The 18,959-nt window shown below is 70.3% G+C and carries 16 protein-coding genes and 2 tRNA genes; 5 read left to right on the top strand and 13 right to left on the bottom strand.

From position 1 onward, the window contains the following. Positions 1-122: 122 nt before the first annotated feature. The 4 genes from ABZX79_RS31760 to ABZX79_RS31745 form a co-directional block, all read right to left on the bottom strand. A tRNA-Met gene (locus tag ABZX79_RS31760) sits at positions 123-196 on the bottom strand. 98 nt (positions 197-294) lie between these two features. After that, positions 295-2,628, bottom strand: a complete 2,334-nt coding sequence (locus ABZX79_RS31755) for a sel1 repeat family protein (RefSeq protein ID WP_355265407.1) — start codon at positions 2,626-2,628, stop codon at positions 295-297. Between the two features lie 213 nt (positions 2,629-2,841). Further along, positions 2,842-2,915, bottom strand: a tRNA-Met gene (locus tag ABZX79_RS31750). Between the two features lie 42 nt (positions 2,916-2,957). After that, positions 2,958-5,891, bottom strand: a complete 2,934-nt coding sequence (locus ABZX79_RS31745) for a UPF0182 family protein (protein WP_355265428.1) — start codon at positions 5,889-5,891, stop codon at positions 2,958-2,960. Between the two features lie 136 nt (positions 5,892-6,027). On the opposite strand from ABZX79_RS31745, the gene ABZX79_RS31740 reads away from it, so the two are divergent. Then, the gene (locus ABZX79_RS31740; RefSeq protein ID WP_214978209.1) at positions 6,028-6,585 is read left to right on the top strand and encodes a PPA1309 family protein; all 558 of its coding nucleotides are present in this window, start codon (positions 6,028-6,030) and stop codon (positions 6,583-6,585) included. A gap of 43 nt (positions 6,586-6,628) precedes the next feature. Here ABZX79_RS31740 and ABZX79_RS31735 read toward each other — a convergent pair whose 3' ends face one another. The 4 genes from ABZX79_RS31735 to ABZX79_RS31720 all read right to left on the bottom strand — a co-directional run bounded on the left by ABZX79_RS31735 (position 6,629) and on the right by ABZX79_RS31720 (position 9,837). Beyond that, positions 6,629-7,717: a PDZ domain-containing protein gene (locus ABZX79_RS31735; RefSeq protein ID WP_355265403.1), complete on the bottom strand. Its 1,089-nt coding sequence runs from the start codon at positions 7,715-7,717 to the stop codon at positions 6,629-6,631. Positions 7,718-7,816: 99 nt separating this feature from the next. Then, positions 7,817-7,987, bottom strand: a complete 171-nt coding sequence (locus ABZX79_RS31730; RefSeq protein WP_355265400.1) for a hypothetical protein — start codon at positions 7,985-7,987, stop codon at positions 7,817-7,819. Positions 7,988-8,139: 152 nt separating this feature from the next. Then, a complete protein-coding gene (locus ABZX79_RS31725; protein WP_355265397.1) occupies positions 8,140-8,601 on the bottom strand; it encodes a molybdenum cofactor biosynthesis protein MoaE in 462 nt (153 codons plus the stop codon). 105 nt (positions 8,602-8,706) lie between these two features. Continuing rightward, the gene (locus ABZX79_RS31720; protein ID WP_355265394.1) at positions 8,707-9,837 is read right to left on the bottom strand and encodes an SDR family oxidoreductase; all 1,131 of its coding nucleotides are present in this window, start codon (positions 9,835-9,837) and stop codon (positions 8,707-8,709) included. A gap of 191 nt (positions 9,838-10,028) precedes the next feature. On the opposite strand from ABZX79_RS31720, the gene ABZX79_RS31715 reads away from it, so the two are divergent. Together ABZX79_RS31715 and ABZX79_RS31710 are read left to right on the top strand one after the other, a co-directional pair. Beyond that, complete coding sequence (locus ABZX79_RS31715) at positions 10,029-11,477, top strand: zinc-dependent metalloprotease (RefSeq protein WP_355265391.1); 1,449 nt, start codon at positions 10,029-10,031, stop codon at positions 11,475-11,477. Beyond that, complete coding sequence (locus ABZX79_RS31710; RefSeq protein ID WP_355265388.1) at positions 11,474-12,004, top strand: NUDIX hydrolase; 531 nt, start codon at positions 11,474-11,476, stop codon at positions 12,002-12,004. The genes ABZX79_RS31715 and ABZX79_RS31710 overlap by 4 nt, the downstream gene beginning before the upstream one ends. A 94-nt stretch (positions 12,005-12,098) precedes the next feature. Here ABZX79_RS31710 and ABZX79_RS31705 read toward each other — a convergent pair whose 3' ends face one another. The 4 genes from ABZX79_RS31705 to ABZX79_RS31690 all read right to left on the bottom strand — a co-directional run bounded on the left by ABZX79_RS31705 (position 12,099) and on the right by ABZX79_RS31690 (position 15,867). After that, entirely contained in the window at positions 12,099-12,854 is a 756-nt protein-coding gene (locus ABZX79_RS31705) for an AIM24 family protein (protein WP_355265385.1), read from the bottom strand. Positions 12,855-12,873: 19 nt separating this feature from the next. Beyond that, positions 12,874-13,554 carry an AIM24 family protein gene (locus tag ABZX79_RS31700; protein WP_355265382.1) on the bottom strand — a complete coding sequence of 227 codons (681 nt, stop codon included), beginning with the start codon at positions 13,552-13,554 and terminating at the stop codon, positions 12,874-12,876. An 11-nt stretch (positions 13,555-13,565) separates the two neighbouring features. Then, positions 13,566-15,185 carry a TerD family protein gene (locus ABZX79_RS31695; protein ID WP_355265379.1) on the bottom strand — a complete coding sequence of 540 codons (1,620 nt, stop codon included), beginning with the start codon at positions 15,183-15,185 and terminating at the stop codon, positions 13,566-13,568. Positions 15,186-15,291: 106 nt separating this feature from the next. Continuing rightward, positions 15,292-15,867: a M48 family metallopeptidase gene (locus ABZX79_RS31690; protein ID WP_214978128.1), complete on the bottom strand. Its 576-nt coding sequence runs from the start codon at positions 15,865-15,867 to the stop codon at positions 15,292-15,294. A gap of 210 nt (positions 15,868-16,077) precedes the next feature. Here ABZX79_RS31690 and ABZX79_RS31685 point away from each other — a divergent pair, with 210 nt between their 5' ends. Both ABZX79_RS31685 and ABZX79_RS31680 read left to right on the top strand, forming a co-directional pair. Further along, positions 16,078-17,232, top strand: a complete 1,155-nt coding sequence (locus ABZX79_RS31685) for a ThiF family adenylyltransferase (protein WP_355265375.1) — start codon at positions 16,078-16,080, stop codon at positions 17,230-17,232. A 42-nt stretch (positions 17,233-17,274) separates the two neighbouring features. Beyond that, entirely contained in the window at positions 17,275-18,681 is a 1,407-nt protein-coding gene (locus tag ABZX79_RS31680) for an AarF/ABC1/UbiB kinase family protein (protein ID WP_355265373.1), read from the top strand. 9 nt (positions 18,682-18,690) lie between these two features. Here the strand turns inward: ABZX79_RS31680 and ABZX79_RS31675 are convergent, their stop codons facing one another. Then, complete coding sequence (locus tag ABZX79_RS31675; RefSeq protein WP_355265431.1) at positions 18,691-18,918, bottom strand: hypothetical protein; 228 nt, start codon at positions 18,916-18,918, stop codon at positions 18,691-18,693. Positions 18,919-18,959 lie beyond the last annotated feature (41 nt).

The raw sequence follows: 18,959 nt of genomic DNA, 5'->3' as shown, positions 1-18,959 counted from the left end.
CACCCGGGGGGGGCCCCCCACCCCTGTTGGGGTCGGGGCCCCTCCGCGTCGTTCGTTGTTCGTCCGTACACGACGAAGGCCCGGATCTCTTTCGAGATCCGGGCCTCCGGCTACCTCTTCAGTAGCGGGGACAGGATTTGAACCTGCGACCTCTGGGTTATGAGCCCAGCGAGCTACCGAGCTGCTCCACCCCGCGTCGGTAAACACGACTGTACGTCCCCCATGCCGACCAGCGCAAATCCGTTCCCGTGCGAGGTGGGAGGAGGTGGCGAAACGATCCTCCAGCAACTCCGACTACGCGGTGAGCTCCTGGTGCAGCGCCTCGCGCAGTCTCGCGGCACGCTCGGCCACCTCGGCGGGCCCGAGCTCCACGGCCCGCGCGCACCACCGCTCGCCCTCGTCCAGCTCGCCGTGGCGTGCGGCGAGCAGCGCGAGGCGCAGCGCGGCGCGGCCGTGGCCGGCGTGCGCGGCGCGGGACCACCACAGGGCGGCCTCCGGCTCGCTGCCCTCGCGGGCCAGCAGCAGCCCCAGGTTGAAGGCACCGTTACGGCTGCCCGCCTCGGCGGCCTCCCGGTACCAGCGCGCGGCGCCCTCCAGGTCGCCCCGGCCCGCGGCGAGCATGCCGACGCGCACCTGGGCGCGGCGGTGACCCTGCTCGGCGGCCCGCTCGTACCACTCCTCGCACTCGGTCTTCTCGTCCAGCGTCTCGCCGAGCGCGGGCGCACTGGGCGGAGGCTGCCTGCGGTCGAGCAGCGTGGCGAGGCGGAAGGCCGCCTCGGCGCTGCCGCTGCCGGCGGCGCAGCGCAGGTGCCGCTCGGCGTCCTGCTCCTCGCCGTCGCGCAGCAGGGCGATGCCGACCTGGAGAGCGGCCTCGGTGTGCCCGGCGGCGGCGGCGCGCTCGTACCAGACGAAGGCCGTACGGTCGTCGTCGCGACCCGCGTAGAGGATGCCGAGGTTGAAGGCGGCATCGACGCTGCCGGCCTCGGCGGCCTTGGAGAACCACGGCTCGGCGCCGGCCGCGTCGCCGCCCTGGAGCAGCAGGATGGCGAGCGCGTTGGCGGCCTCGCGGTGGCCCGCGTAGGCGGCGCGGCGGTACCACTGGTCGGCCTGGGCGTTACGCCCCTGGGCGGCGCAGAGCAGCCCGAGGTTGTACGCCCCGTTCACGTCACCGGCGTCCAGGGCGGCGCGGTACCACCGCTCGGCGGTCTGCTGTTCGCCGCGGGCGGCGTGCAGGGCGCCCAGCGCGTTGGCCGCGTTGCCGTCGCCGTCCTGGGCGGCGCGCAGCCACCACACGGCGGCGCTCTCCTCGTCCCCGGCGTCGCGCAGCAGGAAGCCCAGCGCGCACGCCGCGCGGGCCTCGCCGTCCTTGGCGGAGGTCAGGTACCAGCGCCCGGCCTCCTTGAGCTCGCCGCGCTCCTCCAGGATGGCGCCGAGGTGCAGGGCGGCACGCCGGTGCCCGCGCGCGGCGGCCTGCCGGTACCACTGCTCGGCCTCCACGGCGGGGGGCAGCTCCCCGGCGCCGATCCCGGCGTGCCGCGTACCGGTACTGAACTGCCCGCCACCGGTACGCCGGCTCCCACCGCCCACGGCGTGGCGCGTACCGGTGGCCGGGTCCGCACCGGGCTGCCCGGGACCGGAGGCCGCACGGCTCGCGTCAGCGCCGATGTCGGCGCCGGTCCCCATGTACCCGTACCCGGGGTAGCGGGTGCCGGAGGGGTAGAGGTCGAGGCCTGTGCCGGAGCCTGTTCCGGAGCCGAGGCCGGTCCCCGAGCCGGTGCCCGCGCCCGCGGCGGCTCCCGAGCCCGCCCCTCCCGCGGAGCCGGAGTGCCGCGTGCCCGTGCCGGTGTCCCAGCCGCTGTCCAGGCCGCTGCCGAGCACGTTGTCGGCCCGGCTGTCGGCGACCGTGCGGCCCGTTCCGGCGCCCGCGCGCGTGCCGGGGCCCGCCCCGGCGTTACGGGCCGCGTTCGGCCCGCCCGTGCCCGTACCGCGCCTGGCGCGAAGCTCCGTGCCCCCCGGCGCCACGCCGGAAGCGGCGGCCACGCCGGCGTGCGCCTCGGCGGCGGCGCGGCGGTCCAGCGTGCGGGCGAGGCGGTACGCCGCTTCGCGGTGCCCCTGCTCGGCGGCGGCGCGCAGCCAGCGCTCGGCGCCCACGTCGCTACGGTGTTCCAGCAGGTCAGCGAGGGCGTACGCCCCCAGCGCGTGCCCCTGCTCGGCGGACTGGCGCAGCCAGTACTCAGCGGCGGGCTCGTCGCCGCGCTCCCGGTAGTGGCGGCCGAGTGCGTGCGCGGCGGCCGCGGAACCGGCCACGGCGGCGATGCGCCACCAGCCGGCCGCCTCGTCCGCGTATCCGCGCTGATGGAGAAGTACGCCCAGATTGTTGGCGGCGGCGCGGTCGCCGTCGGCGGTCGCGGCGCGCAGGTGCGGTTCGGCGCCGTCGAGGTCACCGCGGCGCAGCAGCAGCGAACCGAGCACGCTCATGGACTCCGTGTCGCCGCTCTCGGCGGCGCTCCGGTGCCGCGCCTCGGACTCGGCCTCGGCGGTATCAACGGTGTCAACAGCGTGCTCTTGATGTCGCTGCACAAACCGCCCTGTCTCCAACAGAGTTGTCCTGTCCCCCATAAAAACCATCGTCGCACCACCCGCAACCCGCGTACACCTGGTATACCGCAGCCAGTGAGGTCACTTCAGCGTTTTGTCGACATGCCCACAGAGAGACACTTCAAACGCTTCAGCCCCAACTCCCCCCATCAGGACGACGCTTCGCACGGGCGCACGGATATCCGGACACACAACAAAGGCCCGGATCTCTTTCGAGATCCGGGCCCTCGTCTTCTTCTTCAGTAGCGGGGACAGGATTTGAACCTGCGACCTCTGGGTTATGAGCCCAGCGAGCTACCGAGCTGCTCCACCCCGCGCCGTTGTGTTCAAACAGTACCACGGCGCGGGGATGTCCCAGCTCAGCTGCCCTGCTGGTCGCCTTCCCCGTCCTGCTCGGCGGGCTTCTCGGGCTTCTCGCCCTCGGCACCCGGCTTGGCCGGCGCCTCGGTCTTCGCCTCCGCGTCGGCGGCCCGCTGCAGCGCGTCCTGGAGCTTCTCCTGCGCCTTGCCGTAGGCGGTCCAGTCCTGCTGCTTCAGCGCTTCCTCGCCCTCCTCGTACGCCTTCTGGGCGTCCTCGATGGCCTTCTGGAGCGACTCCTCGCCCTCGGCCGGAGGCCTGGTGGTGTCACCGTCACCGTCACCCGGCGGCGGTGGCGTTTCGCCCTCCTCGCCGAAGACCGCGTTCAGCGCCTCACCCAGCGTGTTCTTGAAGACGGTCTCCCTGCCGTACGAGACGGCGACCTTCTTCAGGAGCGGATAAGCGTTGTTGCCCTGGGCGTACACCGGCTCGACGTACAGGAATCCGTCGTTCAGCGGGATCGTCAGCAGGTTGCCGTACTCGATGTCCGAGTTGGCCCCCTTCATGTTCCTGACGAACTCGGCAACCTCGGCATTGCTGTTGAGCCGGTTCTGCACCTGCTGCGGCCCCGGTACGTCGCCCGTGACTCTCAGGAGCCTTATCGTGCCGTAGTCCTTGCTCGACGCATCGGCGTCGACCGCCATGAACGCACCAAGGTTGGGGCGCCCGTTGGGGGTGAACGTCGTCGTCAGCGAGAACCTCCGGTCCTGCTCCTGCGGCATCTTCAGGCTCAGGTAGTACGGCGGTACGGAGCTCTTCTCGCCGGTCGTCGGATCGTCCGGCACCTGCCACGCGTCACTGCCGCTGTAGAACTGCGACGGGCTCTCGACGTGGTAGCGGGTGAGCAGCTCGCGCTGCACCTTGAAGAGGTCCTGCGGGTAGCGCAGGTGATCCATCAGCGCCGGGGCGATGTCGCCCTTCGCCTTCACCGTGCCCGGGAACGCCTTCATCCAGGTCTTGAGAACCGGGTCCTCGGTGTCCCACTGGTACAGCTTGACCGAGCCGTCGTACGCGTCGACGGTGGCCTTCACCGAGTTGCGGATGTAGTTGACCTGGTTCTGCTGGGCGACCACCGCGCGCTGGCTGTCGGTCTGCGACAGCGAGTCGGCCGTCGTGTCCCCCAGCGTCGTACGCGAGGCGTAGGGGTAACCGTTGGTGGTGGTGTACGCGTCGACGATCCACTGGACACGTCCGTTGACGACCGCCGGGTAGGCGTCGCCGTCGAGGGACAGCCAGGGCGCGACCGCCTCGACGCGCTCCTTGGGCGTGCGGTTGTACAGGATCCGCGAGCCCTCGCCGATGGCTCCCGAGTAGAGGATCTGCGGCTCACTGAAGGCCACGGCGTACGCGGCGCGGTTCAGCGGGTTCGACAGATTGACCCCGCTCTTGCCCTCGTAGCTCGTGGTCTTGGTGGGCTCGCCGTTCTTCTCGTAGTCGAGCTCCTTCTGCGGCCCGCCCACGATCGAGTACTGCTCGGTCTTCTCGCCGTAGTAGATCCGCTGCTCGTACTCGTCGAGCATGCCCTGGGACGGCAGGCCGGACTCGATGAAGTCCGGGGCGCCCTCGGTGTCCGGCTTCACCGCCGTGCCCTTGGCCGCGACCATGCCGTATCCGTGGGTGTACGTGAAGTGGTCGTTGATCCAGTTGCGCTTGGGGATGCCCTTGAGGTCGAGCTCGCGCAGACCGACGACCGTGTCCTGGCCCTTGTACCTGTCCACGTCCAGCGTCGTGGGGAACTGGTAGTACTTGCGCTCCTGCTGGAGCTGGTCGAAGGTCGGCGGGACGACGTTCGGGTCGATCAGCCGGTAGCTGGCCGCCGAGTCGGCGTCCTTGCGCAGCCTGGAGTTGTCCTTGCTGTCGCCGACACCCTGGTAGTCGTCCACCTTCGCGTCATCGATGTCGTACGCCTTGCGCGTCGCGTCGATGTTCTTCTTGATGTACGGCGCTTCCTTGGCCTGCTCGTTCGGCTGGACCTGGAACTTCTGCACGATCGCCGGGTAGAGCCCGCCGATCAGGATCGCCGAGAGCACCATGAGGCCGAAGCCGATGACGGGCAGCTGCCAGGTGCGGCGCCACAGCGTCGCGAAGAACAGCAGCGCGCAGATGACAGCGATGCAGAAGAGGATCGTCTTCGCCGGGAGGTAGGCGTTGGCGTCGACGTACCGCAGACCCGCCCAGTTGCCCGTGGCCTTGAAGTCACTGGACTTCACCGCGAGGCCGTACCGGTCGAGCCAGTACGCGACGGCCTTGAGCGCCACGAAGATGCCGAGCAGCACCGACAGGTGTCCGGTCGCCGCGGCGGTGGCCCTGGCGCCCGGGCTGGTGATGCGCAGGCCGCCGTACAGGTAGTGCACGAGGGCGGCGGCGATCAGGGACAGCACGGTGGCCGCGAAGCCGAAGCCGAGCAGGAAGCGGTACCAGGGCAGGTCGAACGCGTAGAACGCCACGTCCATCTGGAACTGCGGGTCCTTCTGGCCGAAGGGCACGCCGTTGACCCACATGAGCCACGTACGCCACTGTCCGGACGCGGAGGCTCCGGCGATCAGCCCGACGAGAGCGGTGACCGCGAGGAGCACCCACTTCTTGTACGGGGCGATGCCCATCCGGTAGCGGTCCAGGTTCTGCTGCTCGAGCGACATCGCGCTCAGCGGCGGCCTGAGCCGGTGCGCGAGCCAGATGTTCAAGCCGACGGCCAGGGCCATCAGCAGCCCGAACACGGCGAAGAGCCCGATCTTGGTCCACAGGGTGGTGGTGAAAACGGAGGAATATTGGACCGAGCGGTACCAGAGCCAGTCCGTCCAGAACCCGGCAAACATGACGAACGCCATGGCCAGGACGGCCAGGACGCCCAATGTCATGAGCAGGGTCCGGACACGCCGGGACGGGCGGCCGACTCTGATCCGTGGCCCTGTCGGGCCTCCGCCGCGGTCCGGCATCTGGAAAGCCAAGGTGCGCACCTCGAAAGTTCGCTGTCGTAGAAGCAGGCTCCGCGATCGTAGAGCCCACTCATGCAACTTACTGAAGCTTTACTCAGTTCCCGCTTTGGGGTCCGAAGGAGGCAGGATGTCGAGCATGTCCAACGATTCCCCCTCCGGGCCCCCCATGGCCACGAGCCCGCTCACCCGCGCCGTGCTCGAAATCGACGAATACACCTCCGGACTCGGCTGGGACCAGCCCGCCCGGCTGTTCGCTCTGGTCGACACCGCCCAGCTGCGTGCCCAGGAGCCGGGCCTCGCCGCTCAGCTCGGTCTCGCCGAGGGCGAGTCGACGGCGACGCTCACCCCCGTCGAGCAGGAAGAGATCCCGGCGGGTACCGCGCTCGACGAGTTCCTCGCCACGATCGCGTGGCCCGACGCGGTGGCCGGCTGCGCGCTGACGGTGGAGCGCCTGATGCTTCCGCCGTCCGCCGAGGCGTCCGTACCCGAGGGCCTGAACGAGGCCCAGCTGGCGAAGTGGGTCGCGAAGCACCCCGACCGCCAGGAGGTCCGCATGACGGTGGCCGTGCTGCGCAACGGCGTACGTGAGTCCGCGCTGCGGCTGCGCGAGAAGGACTCCCCTACCGAGGTGCTGACCGGGGCCATGCTCGTGCCCGGTCTCGCCGAGGCTCTGGCCGCGACCTTCGAGGCGTAGGCGCCGTAAGCCCTGTGGGGACACGGTCGCCGGCTGCCGGTGGTCAGCCCGTCGTGCACTGCGGCAGGCCGGCCGTGTCCCCGTTGCGGATCTTCTCCAGTGACTTCTTCGCGTCGTCGATCGTCTTGACCTTCACCAGGGTGAGGCCGTCGGGGATGTCCGAGGCCGCGGACGCGCAGTTCTCGTCGGGCGTCAGGAAGTACTCGGCGCCCGCCTTGCGCGCGCCGACGGTCTTCATCTCGATGCCGCCGATCGGGCCGACCTTGCCGTCCTCGTCGATCGTTCCGGTGCCGGCCACGAACTTGCCGCCGGTCAGATCACCGGGCGTGATCTTGTCGACGATGCCGAGGGAGAACATCAGGCCGGCGCTGGGGCCGCCGACGTCCGCCAGTTTGATGTCGATGGTGAACGGGAAGGTGTGGTCGGGCCCCGCCTGGATGCCCACGATCGCCCGGTCGTCTTCGCCGGCCTTCTTCGTGGTGATGGTGATGTCCTCGCTGCCCACCGGCTCCTTGCCCGCCTTCTCGGCCGCGGCCGCGTCCTTGGCGGGGACGATCGTGAAGACGACCTTCTCCGTGGGCTCGTGCTTGGTGACGAGCTCGGCGACGTCCTTGGGCTCCTTGACGGGCGTACCGTCCACGGCCTTGATGACGTCACCCGCGTGCAGCTTGCCCTCGGCAGGGCTGTTCTTCAGAACGGTCGAAACCACGACCCGGGTCTGCACGGGAATGCCCAGTTCCCGCAGAGCGGCCGTTTTGGCGCTCTCCTGGGACTGGCTGAATTCCTCGGCGTTCTCCTGTGTCGACTGCTCTTCCGTCTTGCCGTCCGGGTAAAGCGTGTCGTGCGGGACCACCACGCTGTCGTGCGCGAGCCAGCCGTAGACCGCCTCGACGAGGTTCATCTTGTAGTCCGCGCCGGTGACTCTGACCGTCGTCATATTGAGATGGCCGCTCGTGGGGTACGTCTTGCGACCGGAGATCTGCAGTACCGGCTCGCCACTGGCCTCGCCGAGAGTGTTCACCGTCGGGCCGGGAGACATCTCCGAGTACGGCACTTTGATGAATACGCCCGCGCACAGCAGCGCGATGAGGATGAGGGTGGAGGCGAGCATCGTCGCTGTGCGGCGTGGCATGGAACGACAGTACGGGACGGGTCTGTCAGTACACCCCTGGGGCCGGTCCGTACGGGGCCAGGGGGCTCGGGCGTACGGTCGGGGCCGCTTCACGTGTCGTCAGGCGGCGTCGGAACCGGAGTGGGATTTCTCCATCGCCTCACGGAACCGCGCGTAGCCGGCGAGTTCGGAGACATCGCCGGCCGTTCGATTTCTGGCTGCCCAGCTTCCCCATATCGCAGCACCAAGTACAGCGAAAAGCGGAATCAGCAACCATGCGAGTGCCGCCATTCCGACCTCCCGACCCCTAGGACCGACCACAATCGGCCGATCAACAGATTAGCCACCGGTGCGTCCAACGCTCACGGCAGGGGCCCGGTTACGCAAATCGGGGCGCTTGCGCGGCACCCAGGTTTCAACGGAGGTTTCGGCGCACCACCGCGTCAGCAGGCTCCGACCCACTCCTGCGTACCGTCGGAGAAGGTCTGGTGCTTCCAGATCGGCACTTCGTGCTTGAGGTCGTCGATCAGCTTGCGGCAGGCCTCGAACGCCTCGCCCCGGTGCGGGCAGGAGACCGCGACGACGACCGCGAGGTCGCCGACTTCGAGGTCACCCACACGGTGGACCGCCGCGAGTGCGCGTACGGGGAAATCCGCCACGACCTTTTCGGCCACCCGGCGTAGCTCGTCCTGGGCCGAGGGGTGGCAGGAATAGCCGAGCTTGTCGACGTCGACGCCCCCGTCGTGGTTGCGGACAGTGCCGACGAACAGCGCCGTTCCGCCCGCGGCGTCGTCCCCCACCGCTCTGAAGATCTCGTCGACGGAGAGCGGGGTGTCGCGAATCGCCAGCAGCCGGATGGGGTCCTGTGCCGCCTGCTCGCCCGGGTGGGAGTACGTGCCTTCCATGGTCCCCATCGTGCCGTACCGCACTGACATTGCGGAATAGCGCTTTCGACCGGCTGTACGGGCCGGGTATGGAGGGTTCTACAGGCGGCCCGGTTTCTGGTGGCCCTAGCGGCCCCGGGCCTTGCGTACGCGGCGTACCAGCGCGGCCGTGCCCAGCAGTGCGACCGTGGCGCCCGCGGCGCCCGCCGCCGTGGCGTCCTTGCGGCCGAGGCGGCGGCCCGCGACGGTGTGCCGGCCCGCGACCTCCTCCAGCAGCTCCGCGAGCACCTCCTCGTTGGTCCACCGAGGCCGCCAGCCCGCTTCGTGGAGCCTGCTGACGCTCACCACCCAGGGATGCATCGTGTAGGCGAGGTCCCCGGCCGGAGACGGCGTGAGGCCGATCCGGTGCAGCCTTGCCGCGGCTCCCAGGGCGACCGCGGACGGCAGCTCCATGCGGCGGATGCCGCTGAGCTCCTCGACCTCCTCCTGCTCCAGCCAGCCGTCGCAGCCGACCGCCAGCTCGCCGTCGACCTTCTCCAGCGCGGCGTACTCCAGCGCGCTGACCAGGTCCTCCACGTGACAGAACTGCCAGGTGGGGCGGGAGCCGGTGACGACCAGGAGGCGGGGCGACTCGAAGTAGCGGGTGAGCGAGGTGTCCGTACCGCCGACCAGGACGGCGGGCCGTACCACCGTGACGTTGAGACCCGGGTGCGCCCGGGGTGCGCGGCGGCCCAGGCGCTCGATCTCCAGAAGGTCGCCGACGCCGGCCGCTTCCGCGGTCGCGCGCAGTTCCGCGTCCTCGGAGAGCGGGATGTCGTTGTCGGGCAGTGCGCCGTAGACCATCGCCGACGTGCACAGCACGACACGGTGTACGCCCGCGGCCGCGGCGGCGGTGAGCACCGTCTGGGTGCCCCGCACGTTGTACGCCGTACGGGCAGCGGGGTCGGACTCCAGGTCGAGGTCGAGCGCGAGGTGCACCACGACGTCGGCGCCGCGCAGCTTCTCCGCGATCGCCGGGTCCCGTACGTCGAGAATGTGCCACTGCGCCTCGGCCACGTCGCCGCGGCGCTCGTCGATCGCGACGACCTGTTTGATCTCCTCGGACGCGGCAAGGCGCTGGGTGAGCAGCGCGCCGATGCCCGAGGCGGCACCCGTGACCGCGACGACGGGACCGCGGGCTGTCGGGCTTGAGTCGTTTCGCCTCTGGCGAACTTCAGCGCTCTGCGATGCGCGAACCTGCGGATCTGGGGAACTCACCGGGCGTCTCCAGCGGTTGTCTTCAGTACGTACACGCGTTGGCGCGTACGTACCAGGTGGCGTCCATCCTGCCGCAGGCAGAGTCCCGGCGGAGCACCGAGCCCATCTCGGCTTCCGGTGTCTACGCTGGGTGGTGATGTCGGGCAGCTGCCGCCGGCCGGAGCCGGCGGCCCTACGAGCCGAGGAAACCCGTGAGTGACACCCCATTCGGATTCGGCCTTCCGCCGGAGGAGCCGGAGGACGGCGACGATGGCAAGAAGAAGGGCAGCGAGGGCGGTGGCCAGGGTGGCCAGGGTCCGGCGAACCCGTTCGGCGGGTTCGGCGGTCTGCCGGGCGGCTCGGGCGGCCCCGGCGGCCCCGGCGGCGGAGACAATCCGTTCGCCGCGATGTTCGGTTCGCTGAACCCCAACGATCTGGGCGCGGCCTTCCAGCAGCTCGGGCAGATGCTGAGCTACGAGGGCGGTCCCGTGAACTGGGACATGGCCAAGGACATCGCGCGCCAGACCGTCTCGCAGGGCACTGCCGACGGCACCAAGGACTCCAGCGTGAGCCCGGGCGAGCGGTCCGCGGTCGAGGAGGCGGTGCGTCTCGCCGATCTGTGGCTGGACGGCGTGACCTCGATGCCCTCGGGCGCGGCCACGTCGGTGGCGTGGAGCCGCGCGGAGTGGGTCGAGGCGACCCTGCCCGCGTGGAAGCAGCTGGTGGACCCGGTCGCGGAGCGTGTCGGCGCGGCCATGGGCGACGTACTGCCCGAGGAGATGCAGGCCATGGCGGGCCCGCTGCTCGGGATGATGCGGTCCATGGGCGGCGCGATGTTCGGCCAGCAGATCGGGCAGGCCGTGGGCGTGCTGGCGGGCGAGGTGGTCGGCTCGACCGACATCGGGCTGCCGCTGGGCCCGGCCGGCAAGGCCGCGCTGCTGCCGGTGAACATCGAGGCGTTCGGCAAGGACCTGGGCGTCGAGAAGAACGAGGTGCGGCTGTACCTGGCGCTGCGCGAGGCCGCCCACCAGCGTCTCTTCGCCCATGTGCCGTGGCTGCGCTCGCACCTGTTCGGCGCGGTCGAGGGGTACGCGCGCGGTATCCAGGTCGACACCTCGAAGCTGGAGGACGTGGTCGGCCAGCTCGACCCGTCGCACCCGGAGCAGCTTCAGGAGGCGCTCCAGCAGGGCATGTTCCAGCCAGAGGACACGCCTGCGCAGAAGGCGGCGCTGGCCCGTCTGGAGACGGCGCTCGCGCTCGTCGAGGGCTGGGTGGACGCCGTGGTTCACGAGGCGGCCAAGCCCCGGCTCACGTCGGCCGACGCGCTGCGCGAGACGCTACGCAGGCGCCGGGCGTCCGGTGGTCCGGCCGAGCAGACGTTCGCGACGCTCATCGGTCTCGAGCTGCGTCCGCGGCGGCTGCGGGACGCGGCACGGCTGTGGGCCTCGCTCACCGACGCGCGCGGCGTGGACGGGCGCGACGCGCTGTGGGAGCACCCGGACATGCTGCCGACGGCCGACGACCTGGACGACCCGGACGGGTTCGTGCACCGCGAGCAGCTGGACTTCTCGGAGCTCGACAAGATGCTCGGCGAGGCGGCCGGCGGCGGGGACAAGCCGAACCTGACGAAGGACGACGAAGAGGGCGACAGCGACAAGTGAGCCTGCATGACGACGCGGTCCTCGTACTGAAGAGCCTCAACAGGTGCGAGGACCAGGGCGAGCTGCGCCAGATGTACCTGGATCACCTGTCGGCGCACCCGGACGGGATGTGGAAGGCCTGCGAGGCCGGGCATGTCACGGCGAGTGCGCTCGTCGTCGATCCGGAACGCGGGCGGGTGCTGCTGACGCTGCACAAGAAGCTGAACATGTGGCTTCAGATGGGCGGTCACTGCGAGCCGGGCGACGCGACGCTCAGCGACGCGGCGCTGCGCGAGGCCACGGAGGAGTCGGGCATTCCGGGGCTGACACTGCTGCCCGTCGGGCCCGTGCGGCTGGACCGGCACCCGATCCCGGCGCCCTGCAACTGGCACCTGGACGTGCAGTACGCGGCGCTGGCGCCGGGTGGTGCGGTCGAGGCGATCAGCGAGGAGTCGCTGGACCTGCGCTGGTTCGCGTACGACGAAGTGGCGGGCGTGGCCGACGAGTCGGTCGTACGACTGATGGAGCGTACGCGCGCGGCGCTGTAGACGTCCGGCAGGCAAGAACTGGTAAGGGGCGGGCTCCTGGGAGCCCGCCCCTTACCTATGCCCTCTTACCTATGGCCTCAAGGTGGTCAGTTGGTCAGTTCCAGGCGTTGTTCTGGTTCTGGCCGCGGGCGCCCTGCTGGCCCATGCCGAACTGCGCGGCGACGCCCTGCCCCAGCTGCGCGTTCTGCGGCGGCATCACCTCGCTGGGCTGCACGAGCGCGAAACCCTGCCCGAGGAAGCTGAGTTCCCAGCCCTCACCAGTGTTGCCGCGCCGCCGGCGGATGTTCGACGAGTGCGTCTGGGCCTGCATCTGGACGCGCAGGGAGCTGGACCAGGCGACGATCGCGTCGGCGTCGGCGTTGACGTACTTCTCCGGCGTGACCTGAAGCATCAGGGGCTGGCCCGAGGTCATCAGCGCGACCTTGCCCTGTCCCGTGATGTTGAGCTGGTACTTGCCCGTGCCGGAGATGCCGTACTGGCTGTCCACGGCGATCACTTCGGTGTTGAGCGTGGAGTCCAGCGCCAGGACGTAGGCGCTGTCCACGGTCATGCCCTCGCGGTCGACGTCCACGAGATGGACGTACTGCGCGAGGTTGGCGAGGTAGACGGTGCCCTGCCCGGAGCAGCGCATCAGGTCGAGGCCCTCACCGGTGTTGGCGCGGGACCGGCGCTGGCTGCTCGACTGGTACTCGCCGTCGAAGTCGATCAGCCCCTGGTACGCGACCATGGCGCCCTTGCGGGCGAGGACGTCGTCGTGGCCGGTCAACGAGACCCGCAGGAGCTGCGGGTTCTGCACGGTGTACCGGTCCTGGGACTGCTGTTCGGTGTGACTGAAAAGCGGGCTCTGCATGGTGTGTTCTCGCTCCCCCTCAGCCCCGGATCCGCAGGCGGTCGGTGCTGTCCTCGCTCGGCTGTACGACGACGATTCCCTCGCCGGAGAAGGCCATCTGGTACGCCTCTCCGCTGCCCCGCCCGACGAGGGCGGACGCCTTGAAGCTGCGCTTGCCCTTCACCTTGAGGTTCGGGGACCAGGCGACGAGCGCGTCCGGGTCGACGTACGTCTCGTCCTCGCCGCGGCCGCACTCGACGACGATCGGCGTGCCGCGCGAGGTCAGGGCGACCCAGCCGGTGCCCGCGATCTCGACGTTCCACAGGCCCTGACCGGCGAACTTCGCCATGCCCTTGACCTTTTCGACGCCCCACTGGAGGTGTGCGTCGAAGGCGAGCACGTTGCTGCCGTTGACCGAGAGCGAGTCGTTGTTGAGGTTGATGACGACGACGTCCGCGCCGTAGTCGGCGAGGTAGAGAAGGCCGTCACCGGCGCACTTCATGATCGGCGCGCCCTCACCGGTGACCCACTGCGAGGCGACCTGACGTGCCGCCGGCGGGTTCGGCTCGTACTGGATGAAGCCCTCGTACGCCACCATGGAGCCGGTACGCGCGTAGAGGTCCTGGCCGGTGGCCATGGCGACCTTGAGCATCGAGCGCCCGTGGTTCTCCATACGGGCCGCGATCGGGGTCGGGGCGAAGCCCGCGAGTTGCTGATTCATGACGGGCTCCCTCAGACCTCGTAGGGCTGGACGACGATGAAGTTTCCGGGCGCTCCCCGGAACTGCAGGTTGACGGTCTCTCCGCTGTGGCCCGGGTAGGCGTTTCGGCGAAGCCGCACCTGGCTGGAGAGGATCACCTGGGACGCCGATGACCACGCGATGACGGCGTTGGCGTCGGCGAAGGTGGTCGGCGTGACCGGCAGGACGACCGGGATGCCGTTCGTCTTCACGACGACCGTGCCCGTTCCCTGGAACTGCATGGTGAACAGGGCGCCGCCGGGGATGCCGTGGCCCTCGATGCGGCGGACCTCGTACTGCAGCGACTCGTCGAACGCGAGAACGTTCTCCGCGGAGACGCAGATACCGTCACCCTGGAGCTCGACGGGGTGCAGGTTCGCGCCGTTCTCCGCAAGGAAGACCTGGCCGCGTCCGGAGCAACGCATCAACTGCATTTCCTGGCCGGTCGCGTTGCCCACGATGCGGCCGGTGAAGCCGGCGCCCTTGTGGCTGAAGTCCACCTTGCCCTGGTACATCACCATGCTGCCCTGGCGGGCGAGGATCGGCGTACCGCCCATGCCGAGCTCGACGCGCATGAGCTGCTGGTTCTGCGGGGTCCAGCGCTGCCCGGTGGCGGCCTCGCGGTACGGCTGGAGGGCCGCCTTGAGGCCGCCTCCGCCCTGCGGGGCGCCTTGGGGGACGCCGGGGGGCATGCCTTGCGGTACGCCCGGCGGCATGCCCTGGGGCTGTCCGTACGGGGCGGGCTGACCGTAGGGGGCAGGGGCGCCCGGCGGCTGGGCCTGCCCGGGAACCTGACCCGGGACCTGGCCGAACTGCGGCTGCTGGGGCGGCTGTCCGTACGGCGACGGAGGGGCCGGCGGTACGGCGCCACCCTGCGGCGGCATCGGCATCGGCGCTGCGACCGTCGGCGTCGCGTGCATCTGCGGGGCGGGCTGCTGCGGAGGGGCGAAGCCCTGCGCCGGGGCCGGAGCGGGTGCGGGGGCCGGCGGGGCGGTGGGGGCGCCGAAGGACGGCGCGGGCTGCGCCACCTGGGGCGGCGGGGCGAAGGAGGGTGCCGCTGCCTGCGGTTGCGCGGCCGGTTGCTCCTCGGCCACCTCTCCGCCGAAGTTCTTCAGCAGCGCGTCGAGTCCGCCGTCGAAGCCCTGGCCAATGGCGGCGAACCGCCACACGTCCTTGAGGTAGAAGTCGCCCAGCATCACCGCGCGCTCGGTCGTGAACTCCGAGCCCGTGAAGGCGTACCTGACAACCTCTTCGCCGCCGGCGACGATCCGGATGTAACCGGGCCCCACCTGCGACATCTGCCCCGCGCCGTCGATCGTCGCGGTGAAGGAGAGCCGGTGGATGTTCGCCGGTATGCGGTCCAGCGTGACGCGGAACGCCTCGGTGTCACCCGACTGCGCGCCGAGTTGCTGAATCGACTCCTCGGGCGACTTCGGCTGGTTGAAGAAAATGAAATACCGGTCGTCCGAGAGCTGCTCATTGGCGTCGAGCCCGAAACAGCTGATGTCGAAGGTCAGTCCGGGTGCCGCGATCTGCACGCCTACGTACAGATCCGTACCCGCTGTGAGGTCACTGATTTTGGCCTTGTGGCCGCGTTGAAATTCCCTGGCCATGCGTAACGACCGTCCCCCATCCCGAGGTGAATGCGTCGCGTCAGGCTAACCCGCGAATGGCGGCATCCGGCCATGCCGGTACACACTCGGTACAAATCACCGAGTGTCACTCGGTGCGTGCGCCCGGCAGGTGCGGCAACCGCTCTGCCGCGACGACTCCTTCGAGGTAGCCGCGGGCCCGCTCGGTGCGCGGATACGCCTCCAGGAGCCGCCAGAAGCGGGGGCCGTGACCCGGTACGAGCAGGTGGGCGAGCTCGTGGACGAGCACGTAGTCGACGACGTACTCCGGCATGCCCTGCAGGCGGTGCGACAGGCGGATGCTGCCTTCTGCCGGGGTGCACGATCCCCAGCGGGTGTTCTGGTTCGTCACCCAGCGCACCGAGGCGGGGCGCGCCCTGCCGTCGAAGCACTGGGCGGACAGCCGGCGGGCGCGCTCGGCGAGTTCGGCGTCGCCGAAGACGCGCTTGTTCTCCTGGGCGGCGAGCTTGTCGAGCATCACGGTCACCCAGCGCTGCTCCTCGGCCTCCGACATCCGGGCGGGAATGAGCACAATGGTGCGGTCGCCCTCCCGGTACGCCGATACCGTCCTGCTGCGCCGGGCGCTCCTGCGGACCTCGACCGCGCTCGACCGCGAGCCGCGGGGCGGCTGGTTTGTCGCGCTGTGGAGAGGGTCGACGGGCACGCCACGACGTTACCCGCTGCCGGTGGCGGAAGTCCCGCCTCCGGATGGTTCGAACGCGATCCACTCCCTGGTGTGCAGCATTTGAACGACTGGTGCGACCGGTACGACTATTCCGTACCGCCTGTGGACAACTTTCAGCCGTCTTTGGCCGATGCGTGCATTCTGAGACCCGAGAGCGGATCTTGCGACAGACCGACGGGGGACGGCGATATGCATCCGATGGTGAAGCCCGCGCTGCGGCGCGCATGGCGGGACCGGCAGACCGTGCAATTCGGCATGACGTCCGCACACGCGGTGACGGTGGGCCCGGTGGATACGGCGACAGGCAGTTTCCTCGGGCTGCTCGACGGGACACGCGGCCTGCCGCTGCTGCGGGAGGAGGCACGGGCCATGGGGCTGCCCGACGGGCGGGTGGACGACCTGGTGGCCAGGCTGACGGCGGCGGGCCTGATCGACGACGCGACGGCGGGCGGCGCCGGGGCGGACGCCCTGCGGGGTCGCGCCGAGGTGTTCGACCGGCTCCGCCCCGATCTGGCGTCCCTCTCCGTGGTCCATCCCGAACCGGGCGGCGGGACCCGGCGCCTGGCGGCGCGCCGGGCGATGCGGGTCCAGGTGCGGGGCGCGGGGCGGGTCGGCGCGACGATCGCGTCGGTGCTGGCCGCCGGGGGCGTGGGGCGGGTCGAGGTGCTGGACGGCGGGTGTGCGGAGCTCTGGGACGTCGCGCCGGGCGGGCTGAGTGCGGGGTCGGTGGGCGGCCGACGGGACGTGGCGGCACGGCAGTTGGTGCGGCGGGCCGCGCCCGGCCGGCTTCCGCGTGCGGCGGAGGTCGCGGAATCGGCGGGCCCGGCGGCCGGGGGTGAGCCGGGGCTTTCGCTGGTGATCGTGGCGCCCCGGGACGGATCCGCGGCGTACGCGCCCGATCCCGTCGCCGCCGAGTCCTGGCTGCGTTCGGGGACTCCCCATCTCTATGCGGGCGTCGCCGAGGCGACGGGCGTGGTGGGGCCGCTGGTGCTGCCGGGCGGTAGTGCGTGTGCGGGCTGTATGGCGCTGGGGCGGGTGGACCGGGACCCGGGGTGGCTGCGGATGCTGGCGCAGTGGCGCTCCGGCCGGGGCGGGCCCGTACCGGCCTGTGACATCGGCCTGGCGACCGCCGTGGCGGGGCTGGCGGCGGCGCACGCCCTGTCTTTCCTGGACGGTGAGCTGCCGGCCACTACGGGGGTCCGGTGGGAGGTGTCGATGCCTCTGCTGGACTGGCGTCAGGAACGGATGCCGCCGCACCCCGACTGTGCGTGCGGCGCCGGTGGGCAGGCTCAGGGGGAGTGCGCCTCGGGCGCCTCGGAGCCACAGGACACAATGGCCGGGTGACCGTCGCAGGCGGCCACAGGTGTCTGGGATTTGGAGGGGCGCATGTCTGATCTTCCCCGGAAGGCGGTCACCCGAACCGCCAAGCTGGCGGCACTGCCACTGGGCTTCGCCGGCCGAGCCACCTGGGGCCTGGGCAAGCGAATCGGCGGCAAGTCGGCCGAGATAGTGGGCCGCGAGCTTCAACAGCGCACGGCCGACCAGCTGTTCAAGGTCCTCGGTGAGCTGAAAGGGGGCGCGATGAAGCTCGGGCAGGCACTGTCCGTCTTCGAGTCCGCCCTTCCCGAAGAGGTCGCCGGGCCGTACCGGGCGGCGCTGACGAAGCTCCAGGAAGCCGCGCCGCCGATGCCGACCCGCACGGTGCACTCGGTGCTGGAGGAGCGGCTCGGAGAGGAATGGCGCGATCTGTTCCTGGAGTTCGAGGACAAGCCGTCGGCGGCCGCCTCGATCGGCCAGGTGCACCGGGCGGTGTGGCACGACGGGCGCGAGGTGGCCGTCAAGGTCCAGTACCCGGGGGCCGGCGAGGCGCTGCTCTCCGACCTGAACCAGCTGAGCCGGTTCGCCCGGATGCTCGGCCCGCTGATCCCGGGGATGGACATCAAGCCGCTCATCACCGAGCTGCGCGACCGGGTCTCGGAGGAACTGGACTACGAACTGGAGGCACAGGCCCAGCGGGAGCACGCGCGGGAGTTCGCGGACGATCCTGACGTGGTGGTGCCCGATGTGGTGCACCAGAGCGACCAGGTGCTGGTGACCGAGTGGATCGACGGCATACCGATGGCCGATGTGATCACGGACGGCACGCCGGAGCAGCGGGACAGGGCGGGGCAGCTGCTGGCCCGTTTCCTCTTCTCGGGACCGGCGCGCACGGGCCTGCTGCACGCGGATCCGCACCCGGGCAACTTCCGGCTGATTCCCGTGGAAGCCGCCGACACGGTGGGCGCCGAGGGCGGCGAGGGTGCCGAGGGCGGCTCGGTCGGGCAATGGCGGCTCGGGGTCCTGGACTTCGGCACGGTGGACCGGCTGTCCGGCGGTCTGCCCGCGACGATCGGTGCCTCGCTGCGGATGACGATCGAAGGCGAGGCCGACGCGGTGTACGAGCTGCTCCGCGAGGAGGGCTTCGTGAAGGACTCCATCGATCTCGATGCGAACGAGGTGCTGGATTATCTGCTGCCGATCATCGAGCCGGCGCAGGCCGACGAGTTCACCTTCAGCCGGGCGTGGATGCGCCAGCAGGCGGCGCGGATAGCCGATATCCGCTCCCCCGCTCACCAGTTGGGCAAGCAGCTCAATCTGCCGCCGTCCTATCTGCTGATACACCGGGTGACTTTGAGCACCATCGGGGTTCTCTGCCAGCTGGGTGCGACCGTCCGGCTGCGGCACGAGCTGGAGGAGTGGCTGCCCGGTTTCCTCGCCGACGACGAGGTAGGTGAGGCGGCGGCCGGGGCGTAGCCGGTTCGTTCACCACCAGGGGGAATCGAGCCGGCCCTCGATCGCTCTGAGGTTGGCGCGCGCGCAGTCGTCGCAGAAGTAGCGGCGGCTGCCGTTCTCCACGGAACAGGTCCAGGTCGGTGGTGTGCTCTCGGCGGGCTTGCCGCAGCGGAAGCACACGATGGTGTCGCCACCCGGCTCTGGGGGCTCAGGCGCCTGCTCGGGGTTCCGGGGGTCCTCCCCGGGAGAACTCAGCACTCCGTGACGATATCCCCGCGGGGGACGTGACGGTCGTACAA

The sequence above is a fragment of the Streptomyces sp. NPDC002994 genome, assembly GCF_040611155.1.
Classification (GTDB): Bacteria; Actinomycetota; Actinomycetes; order Streptomycetales; family Streptomycetaceae; genus Streptomyces.
Note: the sequence above shows the minus strand (reverse complement) of the source record. Positions and strands in the feature narration are given on the sequence as shown.

Excerpts from the sequence above, each read along its gene's own strand:
- ABZX79_RS31755 (WP_355265407.1), bottom strand. The coding sequence starts at position 2,628 with ATGGTTTTTATGGGGGACAGGACAACTCTGTTGGAGACAGGGCGGTTT.
- ABZX79_RS31745 (WP_355265428.1), bottom strand. The coding sequence starts at position 5,891 with ATGCCGGACCGCGGCGGAGGCCCGACAGGGCCACGGATCAGAGTCGGC.
- ABZX79_RS31740 (WP_214978209.1), top strand. The coding sequence starts at position 6,028 with ATGTCCAACGATTCCCCCTCCGGGCCCCCCATGGCCACGAGCCCGCTC.
- ABZX79_RS31735 (WP_355265403.1), bottom strand. The coding sequence starts at position 7,717 with ATGCCACGCCGCACAGCGACGATGCTCGCCTCCACCCTCATCCTCATC.
- ABZX79_RS31730 (WP_355265400.1), bottom strand. The coding sequence starts at position 7,987 with ATGGCGGCACTCGCATGGTTGCTGATTCCGCTTTTCGCTGTACTTGGT.
- ABZX79_RS31725 (WP_355265397.1), bottom strand. The coding sequence starts at position 8,601 with ATGGAAGGCACGTACTCCCACCCGGGCGAGCAGGCGGCACAGGACCCC.
- ABZX79_RS31705 (WP_355265385.1), bottom strand. The coding sequence starts at position 12,854 with ATGCAGAGCCCGCTTTTCAGTCACACCGAACAGCAGTCCCAGGACCGG.
- ABZX79_RS31700 (WP_355265382.1), bottom strand. The coding sequence starts at position 13,554 with ATGAATCAGCAACTCGCGGGCTTCGCCCCGACCCCGATCGCGGCCCGT.
- ABZX79_RS31695 (WP_355265379.1), bottom strand. The coding sequence starts at position 15,185 with ATGGCCAGGGAATTTCAACGCGGCCACAAGGCCAAAATCAGTGACCTC.
- ABZX79_RS31685 (WP_355265375.1), top strand. The coding sequence starts at position 16,078 with ATGCATCCGATGGTGAAGCCCGCGCTGCGGCGCGCATGGCGGGACCGG.
- ABZX79_RS31680 (WP_355265373.1), top strand. The coding sequence starts at position 17,275 with ATGTCTGATCTTCCCCGGAAGGCGGTCACCCGAACCGCCAAGCTGGCG.